General features: G+C 62.0%; 22 protein-coding genes. 9 read left to right on the forward strand and 13 right to left on the reverse strand.

Annotated elements, in window-relative coordinates; genetic code table 11:
- Positions 1 to 14: 14 nt before the first annotated feature.
- On the reverse strand, positions 15 to 2,285 hold the full coding sequence (locus ACQ4WL_RS12130) for a heavy metal translocating P-type ATPase (protein ID WP_436509968.1): 2,271 nt from the start codon (positions 2,283 to 2,285) through the stop codon (positions 15 to 17).
- Positions 2,286 to 2,384: 99 nt separating this feature from the next.
- Between ACQ4WL_RS12130 and cadR the strand changes: the two genes are divergently transcribed.
- Both cadR and ACQ4WL_RS12140 read left to right on the forward strand, forming a co-directional pair.
- Complete coding sequence (gene cadR / locus ACQ4WL_RS12135) at positions 2,385 to 2,816, forward strand: Cd(II)/Pb(II)-responsive transcriptional regulator (protein ID WP_436509969.1); 432 nt, start codon at positions 2,385 to 2,387, stop codon at positions 2,814 to 2,816.
- Between the two features lie 12 nt (positions 2,817 to 2,828).
- A complete protein-coding gene (locus ACQ4WL_RS12140) occupies positions 2,829 to 3,911 on the forward strand; it encodes a hypothetical protein (protein WP_436509970.1) in 1,083 nt (360 codons plus the stop codon).
- On the opposite strand, the gene ACQ4WL_RS12145 is transcribed toward ACQ4WL_RS12140, so the two are convergent.
- The 7 genes from ACQ4WL_RS12145 to ACQ4WL_RS12175 all read right to left on the reverse strand — a co-directional run bounded on the left by ACQ4WL_RS12145 (position 3,908) and on the right by ACQ4WL_RS12175 (position 8,860).
- Positions 3,908 to 5,458, reverse strand: coding sequence for a methyl-accepting chemotaxis protein (locus tag ACQ4WL_RS12145; protein ID WP_436509971.1), 1,551 nt, complete (start codon positions 5,456 to 5,458; stop codon positions 3,908 to 3,910). The two genes, ACQ4WL_RS12140 and ACQ4WL_RS12145, sit on opposite strands and share 4 nt — an antisense overlap.
- A gap of 74 nt (positions 5,459 to 5,532) precedes the next feature.
- The gene (locus tag ACQ4WL_RS12150; protein WP_436509972.1) at positions 5,533 to 6,000 is read right to left on the reverse strand and encodes a cache domain-containing protein; all 468 of its coding nucleotides are present in this window, start codon (positions 5,998 to 6,000) and stop codon (positions 5,533 to 5,535) included.
- A gap of 227 nt (positions 6,001 to 6,227) precedes the next feature.
- Positions 6,228 to 6,644, reverse strand: coding sequence for a hypothetical protein (locus ACQ4WL_RS12155; protein ID WP_436509973.1), 417 nt, complete (start codon positions 6,642 to 6,644; stop codon positions 6,228 to 6,230).
- 28 nt (positions 6,645 to 6,672) lie between these two features.
- Positions 6,673 to 7,059 carry a hypothetical protein gene (locus ACQ4WL_RS12160; protein WP_436509974.1) on the reverse strand — a complete coding sequence of 129 codons (387 nt, stop codon included), beginning with the start codon at positions 7,057 to 7,059 and terminating at the stop codon, positions 6,673 to 6,675.
- Positions 7,060 to 7,162: 103 nt separating this feature from the next.
- On the reverse strand, positions 7,163 to 7,714 hold the full coding sequence (locus ACQ4WL_RS12165) for a DUF4142 domain-containing protein (RefSeq protein ID WP_436509975.1): 552 nt from the start codon (positions 7,712 to 7,714) through the stop codon (positions 7,163 to 7,165).
- A 99-nt stretch (positions 7,715 to 7,813) separates the two neighbouring features.
- Positions 7,814 to 8,464 carry an SMI1/KNR4 family protein gene (locus tag ACQ4WL_RS12170; RefSeq protein WP_436509976.1) on the reverse strand — a complete coding sequence of 217 codons (651 nt, stop codon included), beginning with the start codon at positions 8,462 to 8,464 and terminating at the stop codon, positions 7,814 to 7,816.
- A 3-nt stretch (positions 8,465 to 8,467) separates the two neighbouring features.
- On the reverse strand, positions 8,468 to 8,860 hold the full coding sequence (locus ACQ4WL_RS12175) for a MerR family transcriptional regulator (protein ID WP_436509977.1): 393 nt from the start codon (positions 8,858 to 8,860) through the stop codon (positions 8,468 to 8,470).
- A gap of 71 nt (positions 8,861 to 8,931) precedes the next feature.
- Between ACQ4WL_RS12175 and ACQ4WL_RS12180 the strand changes: the two genes are divergently transcribed.
- Complete coding sequence (locus ACQ4WL_RS12180) at positions 8,932 to 9,726, forward strand: SDR family NAD(P)-dependent oxidoreductase (RefSeq protein ID WP_436509978.1); 795 nt, start codon at positions 8,932 to 8,934, stop codon at positions 9,724 to 9,726.
- Positions 9,727 to 9,729: 3 nt separating this feature from the next.
- Here ACQ4WL_RS12180 and ACQ4WL_RS12185 read toward each other — a convergent pair whose 3' ends face one another.
- On the reverse strand, positions 9,730 to 11,031 hold the full coding sequence (locus ACQ4WL_RS12185; RefSeq protein ID WP_436509979.1) for an NRAMP family divalent metal transporter: 1,302 nt from the start codon (positions 11,029 to 11,031) through the stop codon (positions 9,730 to 9,732).
- 76 nt (positions 11,032 to 11,107) lie between these two features.
- Positions 11,108 to 12,019 (reverse strand): LysR family transcriptional regulator, encoded by a 912-nt coding sequence (locus ACQ4WL_RS12190; protein WP_436509980.1) that lies wholly within the window; start codon positions 12,017 to 12,019, stop codon positions 11,108 to 11,110.
- Positions 12,020 to 12,120: 101 nt separating this feature from the next.
- Here ACQ4WL_RS12190 and ACQ4WL_RS12195 point away from each other — a divergent pair, with 101 nt between their 5' ends.
- Complete coding sequence (locus ACQ4WL_RS12195; protein ID WP_436509981.1) at positions 12,121 to 13,557, forward strand: amidase; 1,437 nt, start codon at positions 12,121 to 12,123, stop codon at positions 13,555 to 13,557.
- 21 nt (positions 13,558 to 13,578) lie between these two features.
- Here ACQ4WL_RS12195 and ACQ4WL_RS12200 read toward each other — a convergent pair whose 3' ends face one another.
- Positions 13,579 to 14,001 carry a DUF2061 domain-containing protein gene (locus ACQ4WL_RS12200; protein WP_436509982.1) on the reverse strand — a complete coding sequence of 141 codons (423 nt, stop codon included), beginning with the start codon at positions 13,999 to 14,001 and terminating at the stop codon, positions 13,579 to 13,581.
- 234 nt (positions 14,002 to 14,235) lie between these two features.
- Between ACQ4WL_RS12200 and ACQ4WL_RS12205 the strand changes: the two genes are divergently transcribed.
- On the forward strand, positions 14,236 to 14,439 hold the full coding sequence (locus tag ACQ4WL_RS12205; protein ID WP_436509983.1) for a VOC family protein: 204 nt from the start codon (positions 14,236 to 14,238) through the stop codon (positions 14,437 to 14,439).
- Between the two features lie 298 nt (positions 14,440 to 14,737).
- On the opposite strand, the gene ACQ4WL_RS12210 is transcribed toward ACQ4WL_RS12205, so the two are convergent.
- Positions 14,738 to 15,013, reverse strand: coding sequence for a hypothetical protein (locus ACQ4WL_RS12210; RefSeq protein ID WP_436509984.1), 276 nt, complete (start codon positions 15,011 to 15,013; stop codon positions 14,738 to 14,740).
- A 277-nt stretch (positions 15,014 to 15,290) separates the two neighbouring features.
- Between ACQ4WL_RS12210 and ACQ4WL_RS12215 the strand changes: the two genes are divergently transcribed.
- The 4 genes from ACQ4WL_RS12215 to ACQ4WL_RS12230 all read left to right on the forward strand — a co-directional run bounded on the left by ACQ4WL_RS12215 (position 15,291) and on the right by ACQ4WL_RS12230 (position 17,468).
- The gene (locus ACQ4WL_RS12215; RefSeq protein WP_436509985.1) at positions 15,291 to 15,626 is read left to right on the forward strand and encodes an ArsR/SmtB family transcription factor; all 336 of its coding nucleotides are present in this window, start codon (positions 15,291 to 15,293) and stop codon (positions 15,624 to 15,626) included.
- On the forward strand, positions 15,623 to 16,054 hold the full coding sequence (locus ACQ4WL_RS12220; protein ID WP_436509986.1) for a YeeE/YedE family protein: 432 nt from the start codon (positions 15,623 to 15,625) through the stop codon (positions 16,052 to 16,054). Before ACQ4WL_RS12215 ends, ACQ4WL_RS12220 begins: the two co-directional genes overlap by 4 nt.
- 10 nt (positions 16,055 to 16,064) lie before the next feature.
- Positions 16,065 to 16,499 (forward strand): YeeE/YedE family protein, encoded by a 435-nt coding sequence (locus tag ACQ4WL_RS12225; protein ID WP_436509987.1) that lies wholly within the window; start codon positions 16,065 to 16,067, stop codon positions 16,497 to 16,499.
- A gap of 117 nt (positions 16,500 to 16,616) precedes the next feature.
- The gene (locus ACQ4WL_RS12230) at positions 16,617 to 17,468 is read left to right on the forward strand and encodes a c-type cytochrome (protein WP_436509988.1); all 852 of its coding nucleotides are present in this window, start codon (positions 16,617 to 16,619) and stop codon (positions 17,466 to 17,468) included.
- A gap of 437 nt (positions 17,469 to 17,905) precedes the next feature.
- On the opposite strand, the gene ACQ4WL_RS12235 is transcribed toward ACQ4WL_RS12230, so the two are convergent.
- Positions 17,906 to 18,154, reverse strand: coding sequence for a hypothetical protein (locus ACQ4WL_RS12235; protein ID WP_436509989.1), 249 nt, complete (start codon positions 18,152 to 18,154; stop codon positions 17,906 to 17,908).
- Between the last annotated feature and the right edge of the window lie 188 nt (positions 18,155 to 18,342).

The following is an 18,342-nucleotide window of genomic DNA, read 5'->3' on the forward strand; positions in this document are numbered from 1 at the left end:
ATTTCTGCTCGGGACTATGCTTGCTTGTTATTGCGTAACAATCGCAAGCCGTTGGCCACCACCAGCAAGCTGGCGCCCACGTCGGCGAATACAGCCATCCACAGGGTCGCCATGCCGGCCAGGGCCAGGCCGAAGAAGACGGCCTTGATGCCGATGGCAAAGCTGATGTTTTGCACGAGGATGCTGCGCGTGCGCTGGCTCAGATCGATGAATTCGGGCAATTTGCCCAGTTCATCGTCCATCAGGGCCACGTCCGCCGTTTCGATGGCCGTGTCGCTGCCGGCCGCGCCCATGGCAAAGCCGATGTCCGCCTGCGCCAGGGCCGGGGCATCGTTGACGCCGTCGCCCAGCATGGCCACCACGCCGAACTGCTGCTGCAAGGCCTTGATTTCATCGAGTTTGTTTTCCGGCAGCAATTCCGCCTTGACCAGGCTGACACCGACTTCATCGCCGATGCGCTGCGCCGTCAGCAGATTGTCTCCCGTCAGCATCACGGTGGTGACGCCCAAGGCATTCAACTTGGCGATGGCCGCCGCCGCGGTCGGGCGCAGCACGTCGGCCACGGCGATCACGCCCAGCGCGCCGGCTGAGGTGGCCAGCACCATGGCCGTATAGGCGAGCTGTTCCAGTCCGGTCAGGGTCGCCTGCAGTTCCGGCGTGAGCACATTGAGTTCCGTCATCAGGCGCGCATTGCCCAGGTAGTATGTCTGGCCGGCGATATCGCCTTGCACGCCGCGCCCATGCAGGGCGGCAAACTGGCTGACGGGCAAGTGGCTGCTGGCGGGCGGACCGGCCTTGACGATGGCTGCGGCCAGTGGGTGGGCGGAATTGGCGTCCAGGCTGGCGGCCAGTTGCAGGATGGCGTCGCGGCTGCTGCCTGCCAATGCCACCACGTCCGTGACGGCCGGTTTGCCCATGGTCAGGGTGCCCGTCTTGTCGACGGCGATGGCCTTGATGCGGTAGCCCATTTCCAGGAATTGCCCGCCTTTCACTAAAATGCCGCGCCGCGCGGCTGCCGTCAGGCCGCTGACCACGGTAACAGGCGTGGAGATGACGAGCGCGCACGGACAGGCAATCACCAGCATCACCAGCGCTTTATACACCCAGGCCATGAAGGGCTGGCCCAGCAGCAAAGGCGGCAAAACGGCCACCAGGATGGCGAACACGACCACAGCCGGCGTGTAGTAGCGGGCGAAGTTATCGACAAAGCGCTGCGTGGGCGCCTGTTTTCCCTGGGTTTCCTCGATCACCTTGACGATCTTGGCCAGGGTGCTGTTGCCGCTGTTGGCCGTCACGGTGACGTCGAGCAAGCCCCGTTCATTGATGGTGCCCGCATACACGACGTCGCCTACGGCCTTGTCCACCGGCATGCTTTCACCCGTGATCGGCGCCTGGTTGACGGACGATGCGCCGCTGGCCACCACGCCATCGAGGGCGATGCGCTCGCCTGGCTTCACGCGCATGGTCGCGCCGATGGCCACCGTGGCCACGCTTACCGGCTGCCAGGCGCCGCTGGCGTCGGCGACCGTCGCCGTGTCGGGCGCCAGCTGCATCAGGCTGTGCACGGCGTTGCGCGCCCGGTTCAGCGACAAGCCTTCGATCAGCTCGGCGATGGCGAACAGGAAGATGACCATGGCCGCTTCCGGCCACTGGCCGATCGCGATGGCGCCGAAGACTGCCAGGCTCATCAGGAAATTGATGTTCAGCGTGAAGGTTTTCAGAGCGATCCAGCCCTTTTTCAGGGTCGGCCAGCCGCCCGTGGCGATCGACAGCAGGGCCAGGGCGATGACGAGGGGCGAACTGTCTTCGTGCGTGGTCCACGCCAGCGCCTCGGCGCCGGCAGCAGCCAGACCGGAGACGATCAGCAAGCCTTTTTGCAAGCCGGACAGGCTGCCTTCATTCGGATCGCGCGTGACGACCGCGTCCGCTTCCATGGGAATGGCTTGCATGCCGATGCCGTGCAGGGCCGCTTCCACGGTGGCTAGCGAAGGCAGGGTGTGGTGCACGTCGAGTACGCGGTTCATCAGATTGAAATCGAGGCCCACCACGCCCGCCATCGTGGCCAGCTTGTTGCGGATCAAGCGCTCTTCCGTGGGGCAATCCATGTTGGCGATACGGTATTTGGCCGTGCTCGCGCCGGCGATGGGGGCGCTGGGCAGCGCTGGCGCGGTGTCGCCAGCAGGGGCGGCGTGACTGTGCGAACAACAGCCGCCGTGGCTGGGCTTGGCGTCTTGCGCGTGGTCATGCTTGTGCTCATGGGTGTGATCGTGGCTATCGTGCGGCATCGCATTCGTCCTTCCGGTTTCGTGTATGCTTCCATTAGAAACCCTGTAGCCGCTACAGGGTCAAGTGGATTTTGCATGAAAGAATGAAAAGGGGATGCCATGCGTATCGGAGAACTGGCCAAACGGACAGATTGTGACGTGGAAACTGTGCGTTACTATGAAAAGGCGGGCTTGCTGCAGGAACCGGGCCGCAACAGCGCCGGCTACCGCGAGTACCGCGAAGAACACCAGGAACGGCTGCAATTCATCCGCCATTGCCGCTCCTTGCAGATCGGCTTGACCGATATCCGCGCCTTGCTGGAGTTTAAGAACAATCCGGCCGACGGCTGCCAGAGCGTCAATGAATTGCTTGACCACCATATCTTGCGCATCGCCGAGCAAATGGCGAACCTGCAAACCCTGCAGCAGCAACTGGTGACCCTGCGCCACCAGTGCGACCAGCCGCAGCCGTCGCAAGACTGCGCCATCCTGCAAAACCTGTCCGAGGCGGCCAGCGGCCACGACTGCGCCTGCCATACCGAACTTCATTGAACCGATAGCTACATGTTGAAACTGTTGCCTAAAAAAACTTTACTGACCTTATCCCTGCTGTCGCCGCTCTGCCATGCCGCCGATGCGCCTGCCGTCACCGGCCACTACCTGACCCTGTACGCCGTGCCCGGCGTGCCGCAAGACGATGACCCGTATACCTGGAGCACGGCTGGTGGCAAGCAGCTGACAAAAGGCGTGACCAAGGCCGACGGCCGCGCCTATGTCAAGCGGGAAGAGGGGGAAGAAAACTATATCCTGAAAACGCTCAGCATGCGCTGGCAGCTGAAGGTCCCCGCCGAATGCTGGCAGGGTGCGCCGGAGGCCTTCCAGCAATGCATGCAACTGGCCAAAACCACGAGCCGCCATGATGAGGAGCAGGATGCGCGCAAGCTGGCGGAGCAGCACAAAGACGTGAAGATGCAGGCAAGGATCGCCGCTTACGCGGTCGCCGCACGGGCCAACGACGATGCGCTGGCCTGGCTGGGTCGTTTGCCTTCGAGCTGGACCATAGAGAGTTATGGCACGCGCCTGCTGCGCATCGGTGACAAGATTGCCGCGCAGATTAGCAACGCGCTCAAGGATGGCGGGCCCGATGCGCGCCAGTTCGCCTGCCGCGCGCCCGACCACTACGGCCCCGTGCCGGACCAGGCCTTTGTTGACGCCTGGATAGGCGCGCCGCGCGCCGTGCGCAAGGTGCGCTCCGGTCCCTCCTGGGATGCGCTGGTGGCGGCCGGTGAAAAGGGCAACTGGATGGCCCGATTGGAACTGTATTACACCTTGTCCAGCGTCAATGTCAGCGAATTGAGTCTGCTGGAACAGTACCGTATCGTGCAATTGATGGAATGGCTGCACAAGAAACAGGTCGGCGGCCTGTATAGCTACTTCAGCGCCAGTATGCCTGCCGCGCCCGGCAATTCACGCAGCGCCGCCTGGCGCCTGCAGGATCAGGCCTCGCTGTATGCAGCCATGCTGGGCAGTTACGATGACCAGAACAGCAGGGGCAGCGTCTTGCAGTCGGACCCGGACCCCGCGCTGGCCGAGGCAGGCGGCAAAATGCTGGCCTGCGCCAAGGCCGCGTTGCCGCAACGTCACTAACGCGCCAGCAACGGCGGGCCGCCATCGCCCAGGCGGAAGGCGTCGACCACGCGCAATAAATCATGCGCCTGGTCTTGCATGCTTTGCGCGGCGGCGGCCGATTGCTCGACGAGGGCGGCATTGCGCTGGGTCAATTCGTCCATTTCCGTGATGGCATTGTTAACTTCCTCGATGCCCTTGCTCTGGCGCTGGCTGGCAGCCGTGATGTCGTTCATGATTTCCGTCACCTGCTGGACGGAGGCGACGATGTCGCCCATGGTGCGCCCGGCGCTGTCGGCCAGCTCGCTGCCCGTTTCTATCCTGGCCACGGAATCCTCGATCAATTGCTTGATTTCCCGCGCCGCCGTGGCCGAGCGCTGCGCCAGGCCCCGCACTTCGGTGGCGACGACGGCAAAGCCGCGCCCCTGTTCGCCCGCGCGCGCCGCTTCCACGGCCGCGTTCAAGGCCAGGATATTGGTCTGGAAGGCGATGCCGTCGATGACGGCGATGATATCGACGATGCGCCCGGAACTGGCCTTGATCGAACCCATCGTCTCGACCACCTGGCCCACCACGCGGCCGCCTTCGAGCGCCACGTTCGATGTCGACAGCACCATCTGGTTGGCCTGATGCGCATGGCTGGCGTTTTCGCGCACGGTGTCGGTCAGGGCATGCATGGAAGTTGCCGTTTCCTGCAAGGAATGGGCTTGCGACTCCGTGCGCGCCGACAAGTCCGCATTGCCCAGCGCGATTTCACTCGCTTCCACCGTGATGGTAGAACCCGCCTGGCGTATCTCGCCCAATAAGGTATTCCAGTTTTTCAGCACGGTAGCCAGCGCCCGCGACAGCTTGCCCACCTCGTCGTCGCCCCGGGCATCGATGCGCATGGTCAGGTCGCCGGCGGCCAGCGACTCAGCGGCGCGGCAAGCCTCGTCGATGGGGCCCACCACGGAGCGCGCCACCCAGGTGGCGATCAAGGCGAGCAGGGCAAAGCCCACAGCCATGGTGCCCAGCGACAGCCAGCCGGCGCGCTGGCCCGCATTTTTTGTATCCTGCAGCGCATCGACAGTGCGGTGGTCCAGGTTGAGCAGCACCTGGCGCAGCTGCCCGCGCACTTGCTGGTAATGTGTGGCGGCATTTTGCATCGCGGCCACGCCCGTATTCGGATCCATCGAGGCCAGGTCCAGCGCCTGCGTCACGCTGGCACGGTAGCGCTCGACACCCGGCAGCGCCTGGTCCGCTTCCGTGGCCGCGCCCGAGAACTGCTTGAGTTCTGTCAAGCCCTGCGCGATGGCGTTCAGCTGGCCATCCGTTTGCGCGCCGAATTGCTTGAATTGCTCGTCCGACAGGCTGGCGGCGATGGCGATCTTCGCATACACGTCGGCATGGACCTGGCCCAGGGCAATAGCTTGCTGGTTGGCAAGCCGCTCGGCCGTCAGGGTCACATCTTTCAGCTCGCGCATGCGCTGCTCGTTCTGCTGCATGGCGAAGTACGACAAGGCCCCCATGGCCAGCAGGCAAGCCAGCGCGACCACCGGGACGATCAACATCTTCTGTGCGATTTTCATTGAGGCCCGTATCGTTGAGAAATTCGTTGAGAGATCGGTGTGCCATCCTGGCGCTGGCGCTGGCGGTGCGGTGGCTACAGGTAGATGCCGCCGCAGACGACGGTCTCGGCCAGCTTTTCGCAATACATCACTTTCGGTTCGATTTTCTTGGTTTCCGGGTTCGTGAATTTGTATTCCTGCCAGAAGGTGCCCTTGCTCTTGGCCAGGTCGACGCGCTCCTTGACGAAGGCCTTGCCATCGATATCTTTCAATTCGATCAAGTTCTTGCCCAGCATTTTCGGATTGGCGCCATGCGCGACCACGGTGCCGTCGAGTTTATAGACCACCAGGTACAGGTCGTGCAGGATGAATTGCGGCGACTTGGCCGTGATTTCGCCATACGCCTTGGCGTCGCCGGCGCTCTTGATGTAGGCCACGCCTTTCTTGACCATGGTTTCGGCGTCGGCGCGCGTGGCGCCGCCTTCGGCAGCGCTGGCGACACTTGGCAGCGTAACGCCGACAAGCATGACAGACAGGCAAATGGCAGGGGCGAACTGGGGCATGAGAATCTCCTTCAAATTGCGGCGAGGGACGCAGGCGGTGAACCGGCGCGGTGAGGGCAGTACCGACCGTTCATGGTAGCGCGATGCCAGCGGGCATGCACTGGTGCAACAGATTTTTTTTCAGATGGGCGTTTTTGCAACGTCGCGTGCACCTTGCCGTAATCGGGTTTTCAGAGGGGAAACGGTGCTGCAGACTATCGACACGATAGTGTGGCGTCCGCACCGTGCTACCAGCTGGACGGGTCTTCCACGGCCGCGCGCGCCAAGTCATCGCGCCAGTCTTGCCGCACCAGGCGGTAAATATCGGCAAAGAAGGCGCGCGGGTCGACCATCTCGTCCCACAGGGCAGGCAGCGCATGTGTGCTCTCGGGGTCGTGTTCGAGGATGGCCTGAAAGTCATAATCGGGGTCTTGCAAGGCCTGCGCCAGCACGGCCACGAGCGCATGGCGGTGGCGGTAGCTGAGTTCCTTGTACTGGGACGTGATGTCGCGCCGTATCAGCGCCGCGCGCTGGGTGGCATCGTTCATGTCCCAGGCGTCCAGCTCAACGCCCAGGGTGTGTTCGCGGTCGTAGACGTCGAAAGGGCCGAGAAAATGGTGCAGCGTAGGAAGATAGGGAGCGTTGCTCCAGGGGCCGCGCAGCATGGGAATCTGTCGTTTGATTGCTAGATGATCAAGCGCATTCGGGCAAGGTCCAGCCCTCGTAGCCCATGTCGGTCGGGTAGATGGCGCGGTGCTGGTTCTGGCCCCAGCGGGCATGGTCGAGGATGCCGTCTTCATGCATGTCCAGCACCCATTCCGTGCTTTCCAGCAGGGTGCCATCCTTGTGATATACGCGGAAGAAGGCGGATGTGCTGAGGGCGCGCACGATATTGTGCGGCACACCGTTGCCGTAGTGCGGTACATAGGTCTTGATCACGCACGTGCGCTGGTCGTTCCATTGCTGTGCATACACGGTGGCATTGCGCGCCGCGCTCACCTTGATGAAGAGCCAGCCTGCCAGCACAATGAGGAGCAGGAAGGCGGCGGCGATCAGGCCGGTTTTCTTGAGTAGCTGCATGAGGTCATGGCATGGCCGAAAACAAAGTTTCTGCATTGTATGTCAAGAGCAGAAATACTTGCTGTACAGCATGTACGTCGAGCATTTACCCGCGTATTGCAGTCTATTTCGCCAATGCCGCTTGCAAGGCGTTCGCCATGTCCAGATGATGTTGCAACGCTGGCAATGTTTTCTTGGCGAAGGCCTTGATGTCGGGATCGCTGGCCTTCTGGCACGCATCCGCAAACAGTTTCACGGCCTCCTTGTGCGCCGCCACGCCGATGCTGGCCGCATATTCCTTGTCGAATTGCTGGCCTTCCAGGCGGCCCAGCTTGTCGATCTGCGCCCTGTGCTTGGCACCAGGCTGGTCGCTGATCTCGATCTGCTTGCTGCTGGCCAGCTGTTTCAGTTCCGCGGCCAGTGTCGTGTGGTCCGTGAGCATGGCGCCGGCGAATGTCTTCACCTCGGGATTGCTGCTTTTGCTTTGCGCCATTTTGCTGGCGGCAATTTCCGTGCTGCCCGCGTCGGCGGCCTTGCTGAGGAATTGCTTGTCGTACGCGCCCGGTGCGGCAGCGGCGATGCTGTTGATGGCAATGCCGCTCAATAGCGCCACGGCGGCGCCGATGGCCACGCTTTTGAGGGAGGGGGCACGTGAACTGGTGGTGGAGATACGCATGGGATTCCTTTCGGGTATGGTGTTTCCTGCAAGCTGATGGCAATGTTAATCCGTCAGCCTGCGCACACCCATAGGACGCTCACGACTATCCCCGTAGGACTAGTCCTGTTCGTTAGCGCACAGTTCAACTTGTTTCAGAGCAAACAAGGCGGTGATGCCGGCATCGCGACGCCAGGCGGGCATGCCGATATCGAGCCACTGCGCCATCGCCTCCAGGTGGGCTGGCTCCGAGACGCTGTGTTCGAGTTCATCGAGCACCGTGTCGCGGTCGATATACAGGCTGTCCAGCCAGGCGTCGAAGGAGGGCGCCAGTTCGATGAAACCGTGGGCGCGCTTGCCCGTCCACTCCGGCAACTCCTGCACATAGGCCAGCACCCGGCCAGCGCCTTCTTCCGTCAGGTCCAGGTAGACCATGGAATTGCCGCCATCGCGGGCGAAGGGCAGGATGCGCACCGGCATGTCCGTATGCTGGCGCGCGGCGCGGATTTCGCCGACCAGCGTTTCATCACAGAAATCGCCTTCGTCGGCGCTGAAGAAAGTATTGAAACCCATCTGTTCCACGCCGCCATTGCCGTCCGGCACATCCGTGGTGTAGTCGAACCAGGCGCCATTGGCGACTTGTAAAAAAGCCAGGAAGGCGGGCGGCAGAGGCGCTTCCAGCAGGGTTTCGATGGCGGCGATTTGCTGCTCGGTGGGGGCAGGCTTGGCGCCCTCAAGCGCCAGGTGGCGGTACTGCGTGTAATAAGTCATTGATTATCCTTGTAAATTTCTTGCAACCGCCACGCCATCCTCGCAACCCGTCTCCACCTTGGCCAGCGCGTCGACGAGCCCGGCACGCAGCACGGCCATCGAACGGGCCTTGTCGTCGATCTGGGCGATTTTCGTTTGCAGCATGGCCCGCTTGGTGGCCGCATCGAGCGCGTTTTCCTGCCAGACGGCAATGACTTCGGCGATTTCCTTCAGGGTAAAACCCAGCGCCTTGGCGTGGCCGATCAGCTCGATGCGGCGCAAGGCTTGCGCCGAGTATTCCTTGTAATTATTCGTCATGCCCGGCTGCGGTGCTTCGTCCAGCAGCCCCTGGCGCTCGTAGAAGCGCACCGTGTCCTTGCTGACGCCCGTCAGGCGGGTGATTTCTCCGATGCGCATGATTTTTCTATTGACCGTGGACTAAAGACAACAGTTTACATTAGAAACACTTTCAACTACACACCGCTGCCATGACTGCATTCAACTATACCAATCAAACCGTGCTGATCACAGGTGCCTCGTCCGGCATCGGCCGCGTCTTTGCGGAAACCCTGGCCGCGCGCGGCGCCCATTTGCTGTTGCTGGCCCGCTCCGGCGCCGTGCTCGACAGCCTGGCCACGGAACTTGTCCAGCGCCACGGCATCCGCGCGCATGCGCTGGTGGCTGACCTGAGCTTGCCCGGCGCGGCCGCCCAGGCCCATAGGCAGGCCTGCGCGCTGGGCATGCCGCCCGATGTACTGATCAATAATGCGGGTTTCGCCACGCATGGCCGCTTCGAAAGCATCAATCTCGCGCGCCAGGCGAGCGAAGTGACCGTCAATTGCACGGCCCTCATGGAATTGACGCACTGCGCCTTGCCGCACATGCTGGCGCAAGGGCGGGGCGCCATCATCAACGTGGCGTCCACGGCGGCCCTGCAGCCCGATCCCTACATGGCGGTTTACGGCGCCAGCAAGGCTTTCGTACTGTCGTTTTCGGAAGCGCTGTGGGCGGAAAACCGCCAGCGCGGCGTGCGCGTGCTGGCCCTGTGCCCGGGCGCCACGGACACGGCCTTCTTTGACGTGGTGGCCGCGCCCGAAGCGGCCGTGGGCCAGCGCATGGCGCCGCAAGCCGTCGTCGATGAAGCGCTGCGCGCGCTGGACCGGGGCCGCAGCAACCACGTGGCGGGCAGGCCCAACCGGCTGCTGGCCTGGCTGCCGCGCTTGCTACCCCGTCAGACCGTGCTGGGCATCGTCGAAGGCATGCTCAAGCCGAAGGCGGCGTAGGCATCAAAAGGCCATGGTGGCGAACATCGCCAGCACGGCCGTCGCCATGACGATGGTCGACAGCCAGCCCAGCGCCCGCAGGCGGCGCGAAATGGTCAGTGTGCCCATGATGGCGGGGCGCGACGCCATCAACATCATCAGGGCCATGATGGGCACGGAAATGACGCCATTGATGACGGCGCTCCAGTACAGGGCCTTGATGGGGTCGAGCGGCGTGAAGCACAGGGCGGCGCCGAGCACGGTGGAGGCGGCGATGATGCCGTAGAATTTCTTGGCGGCCCTGGGCGCCAGTTCCAGGCTGTTTTTCCAGTGGAAGGCGCCAGCCATGGCGTAGGCGGCCGAGCCGGCCAGCACGGGGATGGCCAGCAAGCCCGTGCCGATGATACCCAGGCTGAACAGGGCGAAGGCGAACTCGCCGGCGATGGGGCGCAGGGCGGACGCGGCCTGGGCCGACGTGTCGATATGCGTGATGCCTTGCGCACCCAGGGTCACGGCCGTCGTCAGCATGATGAAGAACGCCACCAGGTTGGAAAAGCCCATGCCGATGGCCGTGTCCATCTTGATGCGCTGGAATTGCCGCGGCGCCTGTTCGGGTGCGCGGCGCAAGGCTTGCGCGCCAGCATCGGCCCGCAATTCCTCCACTTCCTGCGACGCTTGCCAAAAGAATAAATACGGGCTGATCGTGGTGCCGAACACGGCCACGATCATGGTGATGGAGGCGGCCGACCAGGCCAGCTGGGGCCAGAAGGTGCGCAGCGCCACCTCGCCCCAGGGAATGTGCACGGTCAGCACGGTGGCCACATAGGCCAATAAGCCCAGGGTCAGCCATTTCAGGATGCGCACGTACTGTTGATACGGAATGAATACTTGCAGCAGCAAGGACAGCAGGCCGAAACCCACGGCGTACAGGTGGGTGGGACCGCCGATGATGAGGGTCAATGCATCGCCCATGGCGGCCACGTCGGCAGCGATATTAATGACATTGGCCAGCAGCAACAAGCCGACGATGGCGTACAACCAGGAGCGGGGATAGTGGCGGCGGATATTCGTCGCCAGCCCATGCCCGCTGACCCGGCCAATCTTGGCGCTGATGACCTGGATACCCAGCATCAGCGGAAACGTCAGGCACACGGTCCACAGCATGCCGAAGCCGAACTGGGCACCGGCCTGCGAATACGTGGCGATACCGCTGGGGTCGTCGTCGGCCGCGCCCGTGATCAGGCCGGGGCCCAGCTTGCCAAGCCAGGTGTCGGATGGGGCGGCCGGAGGGCGGACTGCGTCCGCGCGGCCGCTGTCGGTGTGCATGCGTCACTCCTGGGTCGTGGAGCCAGCAGCGTATCACAGGCGGGCGGCGTCAGGGCCACGGTGTTGTGCAGAGAACTCACAGGGCCGCCATGATGCGCTCGCGCAGCCAGCGGTGCGCCGGGTCCAGGTGCATGCGCTCGTGCCAGACCATGGCCATCTCGTAATCTGGCAGGGCGACGGGCGGCTCCCACGTGCGCAGCGCGCCCAGCGCGTTTTTCAACAGGCGCGATGGCAGCAGGGCCACCATGTCGGAGGCGGCCAGCAAGGGCGGGACGATGAGGAAATGCGGCACGGACAGCACCACCTTGCGCGTGCGGCCCAGCTCTGCCAGGGCCGTATCGATGTTGCTGCGGAAGCCGCCGCCATTCGGCGAGACGACGATGAATTCCAGCGCGCAAAACTGGTCGAGGTCGGGCGGCGTTTGCAGCAGCGGATGATCGTGGCGGCCCGTCAGCACGTAGTGTTCGGTAAACAAGGTGCGGTGGCGCAAGCCGGGCGGCGCTTCTTCCTGCGCCAAAAAGCCCAGGTCGACCCGGCCGCTTTCCAGGTCTTGCGCCATGCGCGCCGGCACGGCTTCGAACACGGCCATGCGCGACAAAGGCGCCTGCGCGCGCAGGGCGGGCAGCATGGGCAGCAAAATCGCATATTCGGCGGCGTCGGCCGCCGCCAGGTTCCAGCGCACCTTGGCCGTGGCCGGGTCGAACGCCGGTTCCGGCTGCAAGACCTGCTCCAGCTGGGCCAGCACGGCCTGCAACGGTGCGAACAGGGCCAGCGCCCGCGCCGTGGGCAGCATGCCGCGCGGGCCGGGCAAGAGCAGCGGATCGTCAAAGGCCGCGCGCAGCTTGCCCAGCTGCACGCTGACGGACGGCTGGCTCAGGTGCAGGCGCGCCGCCGCCCGCGTAACGTTGCGCTCGATCAACAGGGCGTTGAGGGTCAACAGCAGGTTCAAGTCCAGCTTGTGCAAATCCAGCTTATGCAAATTGTTCACGACTATACCTTGTATATCAATTATTCATTTCCACTATGATAGTGCAAGCTCTAGAGTAGTTCCTGTGATATCCACTCTTCATCTTTTACAGGAACTAACTGATGCAACTGCATGAATATACAAGCTTTGATGGTCTTGGGCTGGCCCAGCTGCTGCGCGAAGGCTGCGTCTCGGCCGCCCAATTGCACGATGCAGCCATGCGCGCCTGTGCCGCCGTCAACCCGCGGATCAACGCCGTGGTCGAGCTGTGGCCGCCCGATTGTTCAACCATCGACACGGCGGCGCCGTTCGCCGGCGTGCCATTCCTGATCAAGGACGTGGCCGTTACCATGGCGGGCCGGCGCAGCGAAGCGGGCAGCCGCCTGGGCGCCGGCCATGTCGCCGCGCGCGATTCCCACCTGATGACGCAGTTCCGCCAGGCGGGACTGGCAACGTTTGGCCGCACGGGCACGCCCGAAATGGCATTTGCCACCACCACGGAACCCGTGCTGTATGGCGCCACGCGCAATCCCTGGAACGTCAACCTGAGCGCTGGCGGCTCCAGCGGCGGCGCGGCGGCGGCCGTGGCGGCCGGCATCGTGCCCCTGGCCCATGCGACGGACGCGGCCGGGTCCATCCGCGTGCCTGCCGCCTCGACGGGCCTGTTCGGCTTCAAACCGAGTCGCGGAAGGGTCTCGAACGGCCCCGCCATGGACGAGATCTTTAGCGGCCTGGGCGTGCAGCTGGGCGTGAGCCGCACGGTGCGCGACAGCGCCGCCCTGCTCGACTGCGTGCAGGGCGTGATGACGGGCGAAGCGTATGTGACGAGTTCGCCTAGCCACAGCTGGCTGTCGCAGGTGAGCGTGGCGCCAGGCCAGCTGCGCATCGGCGTGCAGCGCGCCGCCTGCAATGGCGCCCATCCCGTGCCTGCCATCGATGCCGCGCTGGACGCTACCGTGCACCTGCTGGAAAGCCTGGGCCACCATGTGGAAGAAGTGGCACCGGTACTGGGCGTGTCGTGGGCAGCGTTCGTGCAGGCGAATGCCAGTATCTGGTGCGCCAACCTGGTGCCGTGGATCGATGGCCTGGCGCAGGAGAGCGGGCGTGGCGTATCGCTCGACACGCTGGAGCCGGCCACGCTGGCCTGCTACCGCCATGGCAAGACGGTCTCGGCGGTCGATTTTGTCGCTGCCCTCGACGTGCGCAACACGGTCACGCGCCAGGCCGGCGCCTTCTTTGCGCAATACGACATCTTGCTGACGCCCACCATGCCGGACGTGCCGTGGCATCTGGGGCGCTATGGCAGGGACGAGGAGAAACTCGACGGTTTTGGCTGGACGGCGCGCCTGTTCGAGCATTCGCCCTACACGCCGCTGGCGAACGTGGCGGGCTTGCCGGCCATGTCCGTGCCGCTGTCCATGTCGCAGGAGGGGTTGCCAATCGGCATGCAGTTCATGGCCGGCTATGGAAAGGATGGCACATTGCTGCGCCTGGCAGGGCAACTGGAGCGGGCGGCGCCTTGGGTGCAGCGTCGCCCGCCCGTCTGGGCAGGTCATTAAGAAGGAGGAAAAGGAGGAGGACTATAGGGCGGCGAGGCGCGCTGCGCCCCGGCTTTCCAGGCGAAAGCGGGCTTTCTCCCACAACCGGTCGTGGAAGGGCAGGACAATCACATTGCAGATCGGTTCGACCACGGCCAGCAAGCCGCCAAAAGCCATCGAACCCGTGGCCAAGTACATCACGCTGAAGGCGACGCCCATGTGCAGGGCTGTCTGGCTGACCTTTTCGCCCGCCCGGGCGGCAAGGCACAGCCGGCTGGCGGCATGGCGGCGGCGCAACACATGCCAGGCTTTTTCATGCCATGGCAGCAAGCCGACATTGATGATAGGCTCGATGACTGCAGCCAAGCCACCTAGTGCCAGCGAACCCGTCAGCAAATAGGCGAGGCCGAAGGCGATCGACATGTGCGTGCAAACCTGGCTGAATGTCTTGATGGCGGTAAACAAAGTCGGCTCCTTTCGTCGTTAACTCACAGACTTATCCTTGATTTAGATGGTAACGATTCTCATTTGCAAATGGAAGTAAAATATTTCAACTAGACACATAGCTTAAAACTATAAGGACATTGCTGAAATCATGGAAAAATCTATCTTGCACTCGTCGTTTGTTACCAGGCAGCTTGCCAGCAAGCTCATACTCTGCCTGCCCGGCGCACGTTCATCGTTCCGCATCTGAACCTGGTGCTGTTGGTGAACGACCGGGGAGAGCCGCTGGACACCTATAGCCTCTACCACCTGGGACCCGGCGTGGCGGGCAAGGCCCAGGTGATCTCGGCCTATCATGCCGCCCTCGCGACAGGCGCCATCATCGTGAAGCCGTCGCGGACGACCTGCCTTCATCTGGCGGGCGCCCCCGCATGGCACGCGAAATGGCACCTTCATTAAAGGGGCGAAGGAGAAATTGGGGAGAACAGAGAAAACGGAAAAAATAGTACGCTAAGAGTTGCGTCCGCAGGGCAAAAGCAATTAAGCTATATTATCTAAACGATAAAATTCTGGATTCTATGCCAGGTGAAATCATACGGAAGGGCGACCAGACAAGCCACGGTGGGCCGCGTCTGGTGTTCGGTCAGTTCGCCCCGATGACTCGTCCTTGGCCCCGTACGATGAGCAGCCGCAGTTGCCGCGCTTACTCTCAGATGGCGTGCCGTACTTGATCATCACATCAGAGGGCCAGCAACTTTCAGGCCGTGCTGATATCAGTGGCAAACTGCCGCGCGTAGTCACGGACGGCGAAGCCGAGTACGAGGTTTTCTGGGGTGATGAAGCGCTTGCGCGCATGGGGGCTGACGGTGTCACAGATATAGCAGCAGGCAAAGGTAAAAACGAACACTACGCCGAATTCCGTTTGCAAACTGGATGCGCCGATTATCAAGTTCAGCGACCTTTGGTCGGCGTACAAAAAAGGAAACCGGGCGAAACAGGCGTCGCCATCGCCCCAGGCCAGTTTACGCCGCATAACAATATCATTCCCATAGGGGCGCCCATCGCCACCAACTTCGGTAGCGGGAATCCGTGCAGTCATTGCAGACCCGGACCACGGCCTTTTCCTGGCGCTCGTCTGAAATGCGCTGCAAGTTGAGCCAAGCCACCTGTTTGCGGCTTGGCTCTGTGAGCGAACGGACAGTCAACGCCACGGCTACCATCCTAGCAACATGAACAAAATATGACTATCAATATTATATTTTTTAATATAATATAAGTTCTGTCTTTTTTCTATATTTATTCTATGATCTATGAGTGACCTTGAAAATGAGCTTGATTTGGGCGCTATGCGCGCCGCGGCAGCCCAGGCATGCGGGATACTGAAGGTCCTCGCGAATCCGGACCGGCTGCTATTGCTGTGTCAGCTGACGCAGGGGCCTCACTGTGTACGTGAGCTTGAAAATGCCCTGGGCATCCAACAGCCAACCCTGTCTCAGCAGCTTGGCGTGTTGCGCGACGAAGCGCTGGTGACCACACAACGCGAAGGCAAGCAGATTTTCTACAGCATTGCGAGTAGCGAGGCAAAGGCAGTCATGCAGGTGCTGTACCAACTCTATTGTGAAAAACCGAAAGGAGCAACATCATGATGATCGATTGGCTAAATTTCACCCCGTGGACCTCCTTGGCCGGCGGTATGTTGATCGGCCTGGCAGCAGCAGTATTTTTACTTTTCAATGGCCGTATCGCCGGGATCAGCGGCATTCTTGGCGGTTTGCTGCAATGGCCGGCTGGCGACGTGGCTTGGCGCATCGTATTCCTGCTCGGCCTGGTTGGCGCGCCACTTGTCTATGGCCTCTTCGCACCGCTGCCCACGGTTCAAGTCGACGCCGGAACAGCAACACTGGTCGCGGCCGGTTTATTGGTTGGCATCGGTACGCGTTATGGTTCAGGTTGCACCAGCGGCCACGGGGTCTGTGGCCTGTCGCGAAGGTCGCCGCGCTCCCTGGTCGCCACTGTGGCCTTCATGGCGGCAGGCTTCATCACCGTTTTCATCGTTCGTCACGTCATTGGATAAGGAGCGCACCATGCAGATCATCACGGCACTTATTGCAGGCATCATTTTTGGCCTTGGCCTGATTCTCTCAGGCATGACCGATCCCTCCAAGGTCGTCGGCTTTCTCGACCTGGCAGGACGCTGGGATCCTTCGCTCGCTCTGGTCATGGGCGGCGCCATCGTTGTCGGGCTGGTGGCGTTTCGCTGGGCAGAGGGGCGCACGCGGTCACTGACTGGCGCCGTCATGCGCGTACCGACGGCCTCGCACATCGACCGACGGCTGATACTGGGCGGCCTTGCCTTCGGCGCTGGCTGGGGACTGGCCGGCTATTGCCCGGGACCGGCGCTGGCGTCGCTGGCCAGCGGCGGCAGCAAGCCCCTCATTTTTTCTGCGGCAATGGTCGCTGGCATGGTGGTGTTTGAATTACTGGAACGCCTGCCAACCGGTCGAAAGCAAACTGCCTGAGTAACTGAGTAATAGAGTTCATGGCATCGCTTGCGCGCTTTGCAACAGTGCAGTTATCAGATTTAACTATTTGCGGCTTTCTGCTGCGCTGAATCATAAAAAATACAGGAGATGGAGATGTCAAAAAAATACATGCTGGGCAAGGCTGGCCGGTCGCTGTTGCTTGCACAAGTGCTGGCGACGATCTGTGCCCCAATTTTTGTCGTCGGCAACGCCCATGCGCAAGGCGCCAATTTCAAGCCGCCGCTTGATGCCAGCATCCCGTCCGGCCCCAAGGGAGAGGCGATCAAGCACGGCAAACTGCTGCTGACAGAGACACGTCAGCGCCTGCCGAACAATGTCGGCAACGGCCTCAATTGCACCAGTTGCCATCTGGCTGGCGGCGCCACACCGAACGCCTCGCCGTGGGTCGGCATCTGGGGTGTTTTTCCTGAATACCGCTCGCGCAGCGGCAAGCTCATTTCGCTGCAAGAGCGCGTCAATGATTGCTTCGAGCGTTCGATGAATGGCAAGCCGCTGCCGATGGCCTCGAACGAGATGAACGATATCCTCGCCTACATGCAGTGGATCTCGACGGGGGTGCCAACCGGCGCCAATGTCAAGGGGCGCGGCTTCGGTCCGCTCGACCAGAAGCTCAAGCCCGATGGCGCGCATGGCAAGCAAGTGTATGCCGCCAAGTGTGCCAGCTGCCATGGTGCCGAGGGAAAAGGCATGCCGAATGGCACGGGCGGCTATACCTTTCCCCCAGTGTGGGGCCCGGACTCGTTCAACGATGGCGCCGGCATGGCCCGCACCTATACCGCTGCGGCCTTCGTCAAGCACAACATGCCGTTGGGACAAGGCGGCACCCTGAGCGACCAGGAAGCGCTCGATGTCAGCGAGTTTTTCACCAAACAAAAGCGCCCGGTCTATCCGGGCAAGGCAAAGGACTGGCCGAAAGGCGACAAACCGAAGGATGCGCGCAGCTAAATCGGTAGAAATGCCTTACCACGCAGCTGCGCGTTGAAGCACTATCAAAAGACAAAGTACAGGCGCACGATTTCCCGGCACGGAAAAGCCGGCGACGGAAAGAGGGCGGGGAAGGGAGGAGGACGCCAACTGGCGTCCTCGCAGGTCACAGGCTCATGGCGAACACGCGATATCCTGACGCAATGCATGCTCAACACCGCTACGGTATTCACTTTGGCACCGTTCGGAATCGCATCCGGATCGACAAGGAATTATCTTGCTTCCTGGACTAATCTGCATGTGGATTCAACGAACGCACTATACGCTCACGCTTGCAAGCGCTTCCGCTGAGCACCGTGCTTTGAAAAGCAAGGTAAAGCCGTTCGGCAGCGAGGTAGTCGAAGCAATAATTCAAGCGATTGCCCGTCGAGCTTGGAAGGATGTTCAAAGTGCGATCTTCACCTGGTCGAAGTCATCAAGCCGCAAGTCTGTAACTTGCGGCTCTTTTTTGGCCTGCGTGTGGCCAGTTCGATGACGGCGCCGCGCACCACGCCCAAGCGCGGGCCAAGGGCTGTCATGTTCATCTGGCGCTGGCGCATGTACTCGGGAACCCACCAGGGCACGCGGGTTTTTCCACTGAGCCAGTCGCGCACGGTACGCTCGTCGCGGCGCAGGGTGCGCGCCAGCTGGCCAAGTGGAATGCCCATAGCATAGTGGGCCAGCTCGGCAGGTTTGCCGTATCGCAGGTTTGGACATCTCATATGTTTGGATTGAAGAATGATGGACGGCCATCATGCGGGAATCGCATTTGCGATTGGAAGATCCGAGAAACGGAGATTTTTTCAGACCCACCGTACACTTCGCATAATTTATATTATGTCAAATGAGAAGTGGG

Origin of the sequence: Janthinobacterium kochi (assembly GCF_051380715.1) — a bacterium.
Taxonomy (GTDB): Bacteria; Pseudomonadota; Gammaproteobacteria; order Burkholderiales; family Burkholderiaceae_D; genus Janthinobacterium.

What these genes read in the sequence shown, in the direction of transcription:
- ACQ4WL_RS12180 (WP_436509978.1), top strand. Translation starts at nt 8,932, where the DNA reads ATGACTGCATTCAACTATACCAATCAAACCGTGCTGATCACAGGTGCC.
- ACQ4WL_RS12140 (WP_436509970.1), top strand. Translation starts at nt 2,829, where the DNA reads ATGTTGAAACTGTTGCCTAAAAAAACTTTACTGACCTTATCCCTGCTG.
- ACQ4WL_RS12155 (WP_436509973.1), bottom strand. Translation starts at nt 6,644, where the DNA reads ATGCTGCGCGGCCCCTGGAGCAACGCTCCCTATCTTCCTACGCTGCAC.
- ACQ4WL_RS12145 (WP_436509971.1), bottom strand. Translation starts at nt 5,458, where the DNA reads ATGAAAATCGCACAGAAGATGTTGATCGTCCCGGTGGTCGCGCTGGCT.
- ACQ4WL_RS12130 (WP_436509968.1), bottom strand. Translation starts at nt 2,285, where the DNA reads ATGCCGCACGATAGCCACGATCACACCCATGAGCACAAGCATGACCAC.
- ACQ4WL_RS12170 (WP_436509976.1), bottom strand. Translation starts at nt 8,464, where the DNA reads ATGACTTATTACACGCAGTACCGCCACCTGGCGCTTGAGGGCGCCAAG.
- cadR (WP_436509969.1), top strand. Translation starts at nt 2,385, where the DNA reads ATGCGTATCGGAGAACTGGCCAAACGGACAGATTGTGACGTGGAAACT.
- ACQ4WL_RS12165 (WP_436509975.1), bottom strand. Translation starts at nt 7,714, where the DNA reads ATGCGTATCTCCACCACCAGTTCACGTGCCCCCTCCCTCAAAAGCGTG.
- ACQ4WL_RS12215 (WP_436509985.1), top strand. Translation starts at nt 15,291, where the DNA reads ATGAGTGACCTTGAAAATGAGCTTGATTTGGGCGCTATGCGCGCCGCG.
- ACQ4WL_RS12175 (WP_436509977.1), bottom strand. Translation starts at nt 8,860, where the DNA reads ATGCGCATCGGAGAAATCACCCGCCTGACGGGCGTCAGCAAGGACACG.
- ACQ4WL_RS12185 (WP_436509979.1), bottom strand. Translation starts at nt 11,031, where the DNA reads ATGCACACCGACAGCGGCCGCGCGGACGCAGTCCGCCCTCCGGCCGCC.
- ACQ4WL_RS12235 (WP_436509989.1), bottom strand. Translation starts at nt 18,154, where the DNA reads ATGGGCATTCCACTTGGCCAGCTGGCGCGCACCCTGCGCCGCGACGAG.
- ACQ4WL_RS12195 (WP_436509981.1), top strand. Translation starts at nt 12,121, where the DNA reads ATGCAACTGCATGAATATACAAGCTTTGATGGTCTTGGGCTGGCCCAG.
- ACQ4WL_RS12150 (WP_436509972.1), bottom strand. Translation starts at nt 6,000, where the DNA reads ATGCCCCAGTTCGCCCCTGCCATTTGCCTGTCTGTCATGCTTGTCGGC.
- ACQ4WL_RS12225 (WP_436509987.1), top strand. Translation starts at nt 16,065, where the DNA reads ATGCAGATCATCACGGCACTTATTGCAGGCATCATTTTTGGCCTTGGC.
- ACQ4WL_RS12230 (WP_436509988.1), top strand. Translation starts at nt 16,617, where the DNA reads ATGTCAAAAAAATACATGCTGGGCAAGGCTGGCCGGTCGCTGTTGCTT.
- ACQ4WL_RS12210 (WP_436509984.1), bottom strand. Translation starts at nt 15,013, where the DNA reads ATGCGGCGTAAACTGGCCTGGGGCGATGGCGACGCCTGTTTCGCCCGG.
- ACQ4WL_RS12160 (WP_436509974.1), bottom strand. Translation starts at nt 7,059, where the DNA reads ATGCAGCTACTCAAGAAAACCGGCCTGATCGCCGCCGCCTTCCTGCTC.
- ACQ4WL_RS12220 (WP_436509986.1), top strand. Translation starts at nt 15,623, where the DNA reads ATGATGATCGATTGGCTAAATTTCACCCCGTGGACCTCCTTGGCCGGC.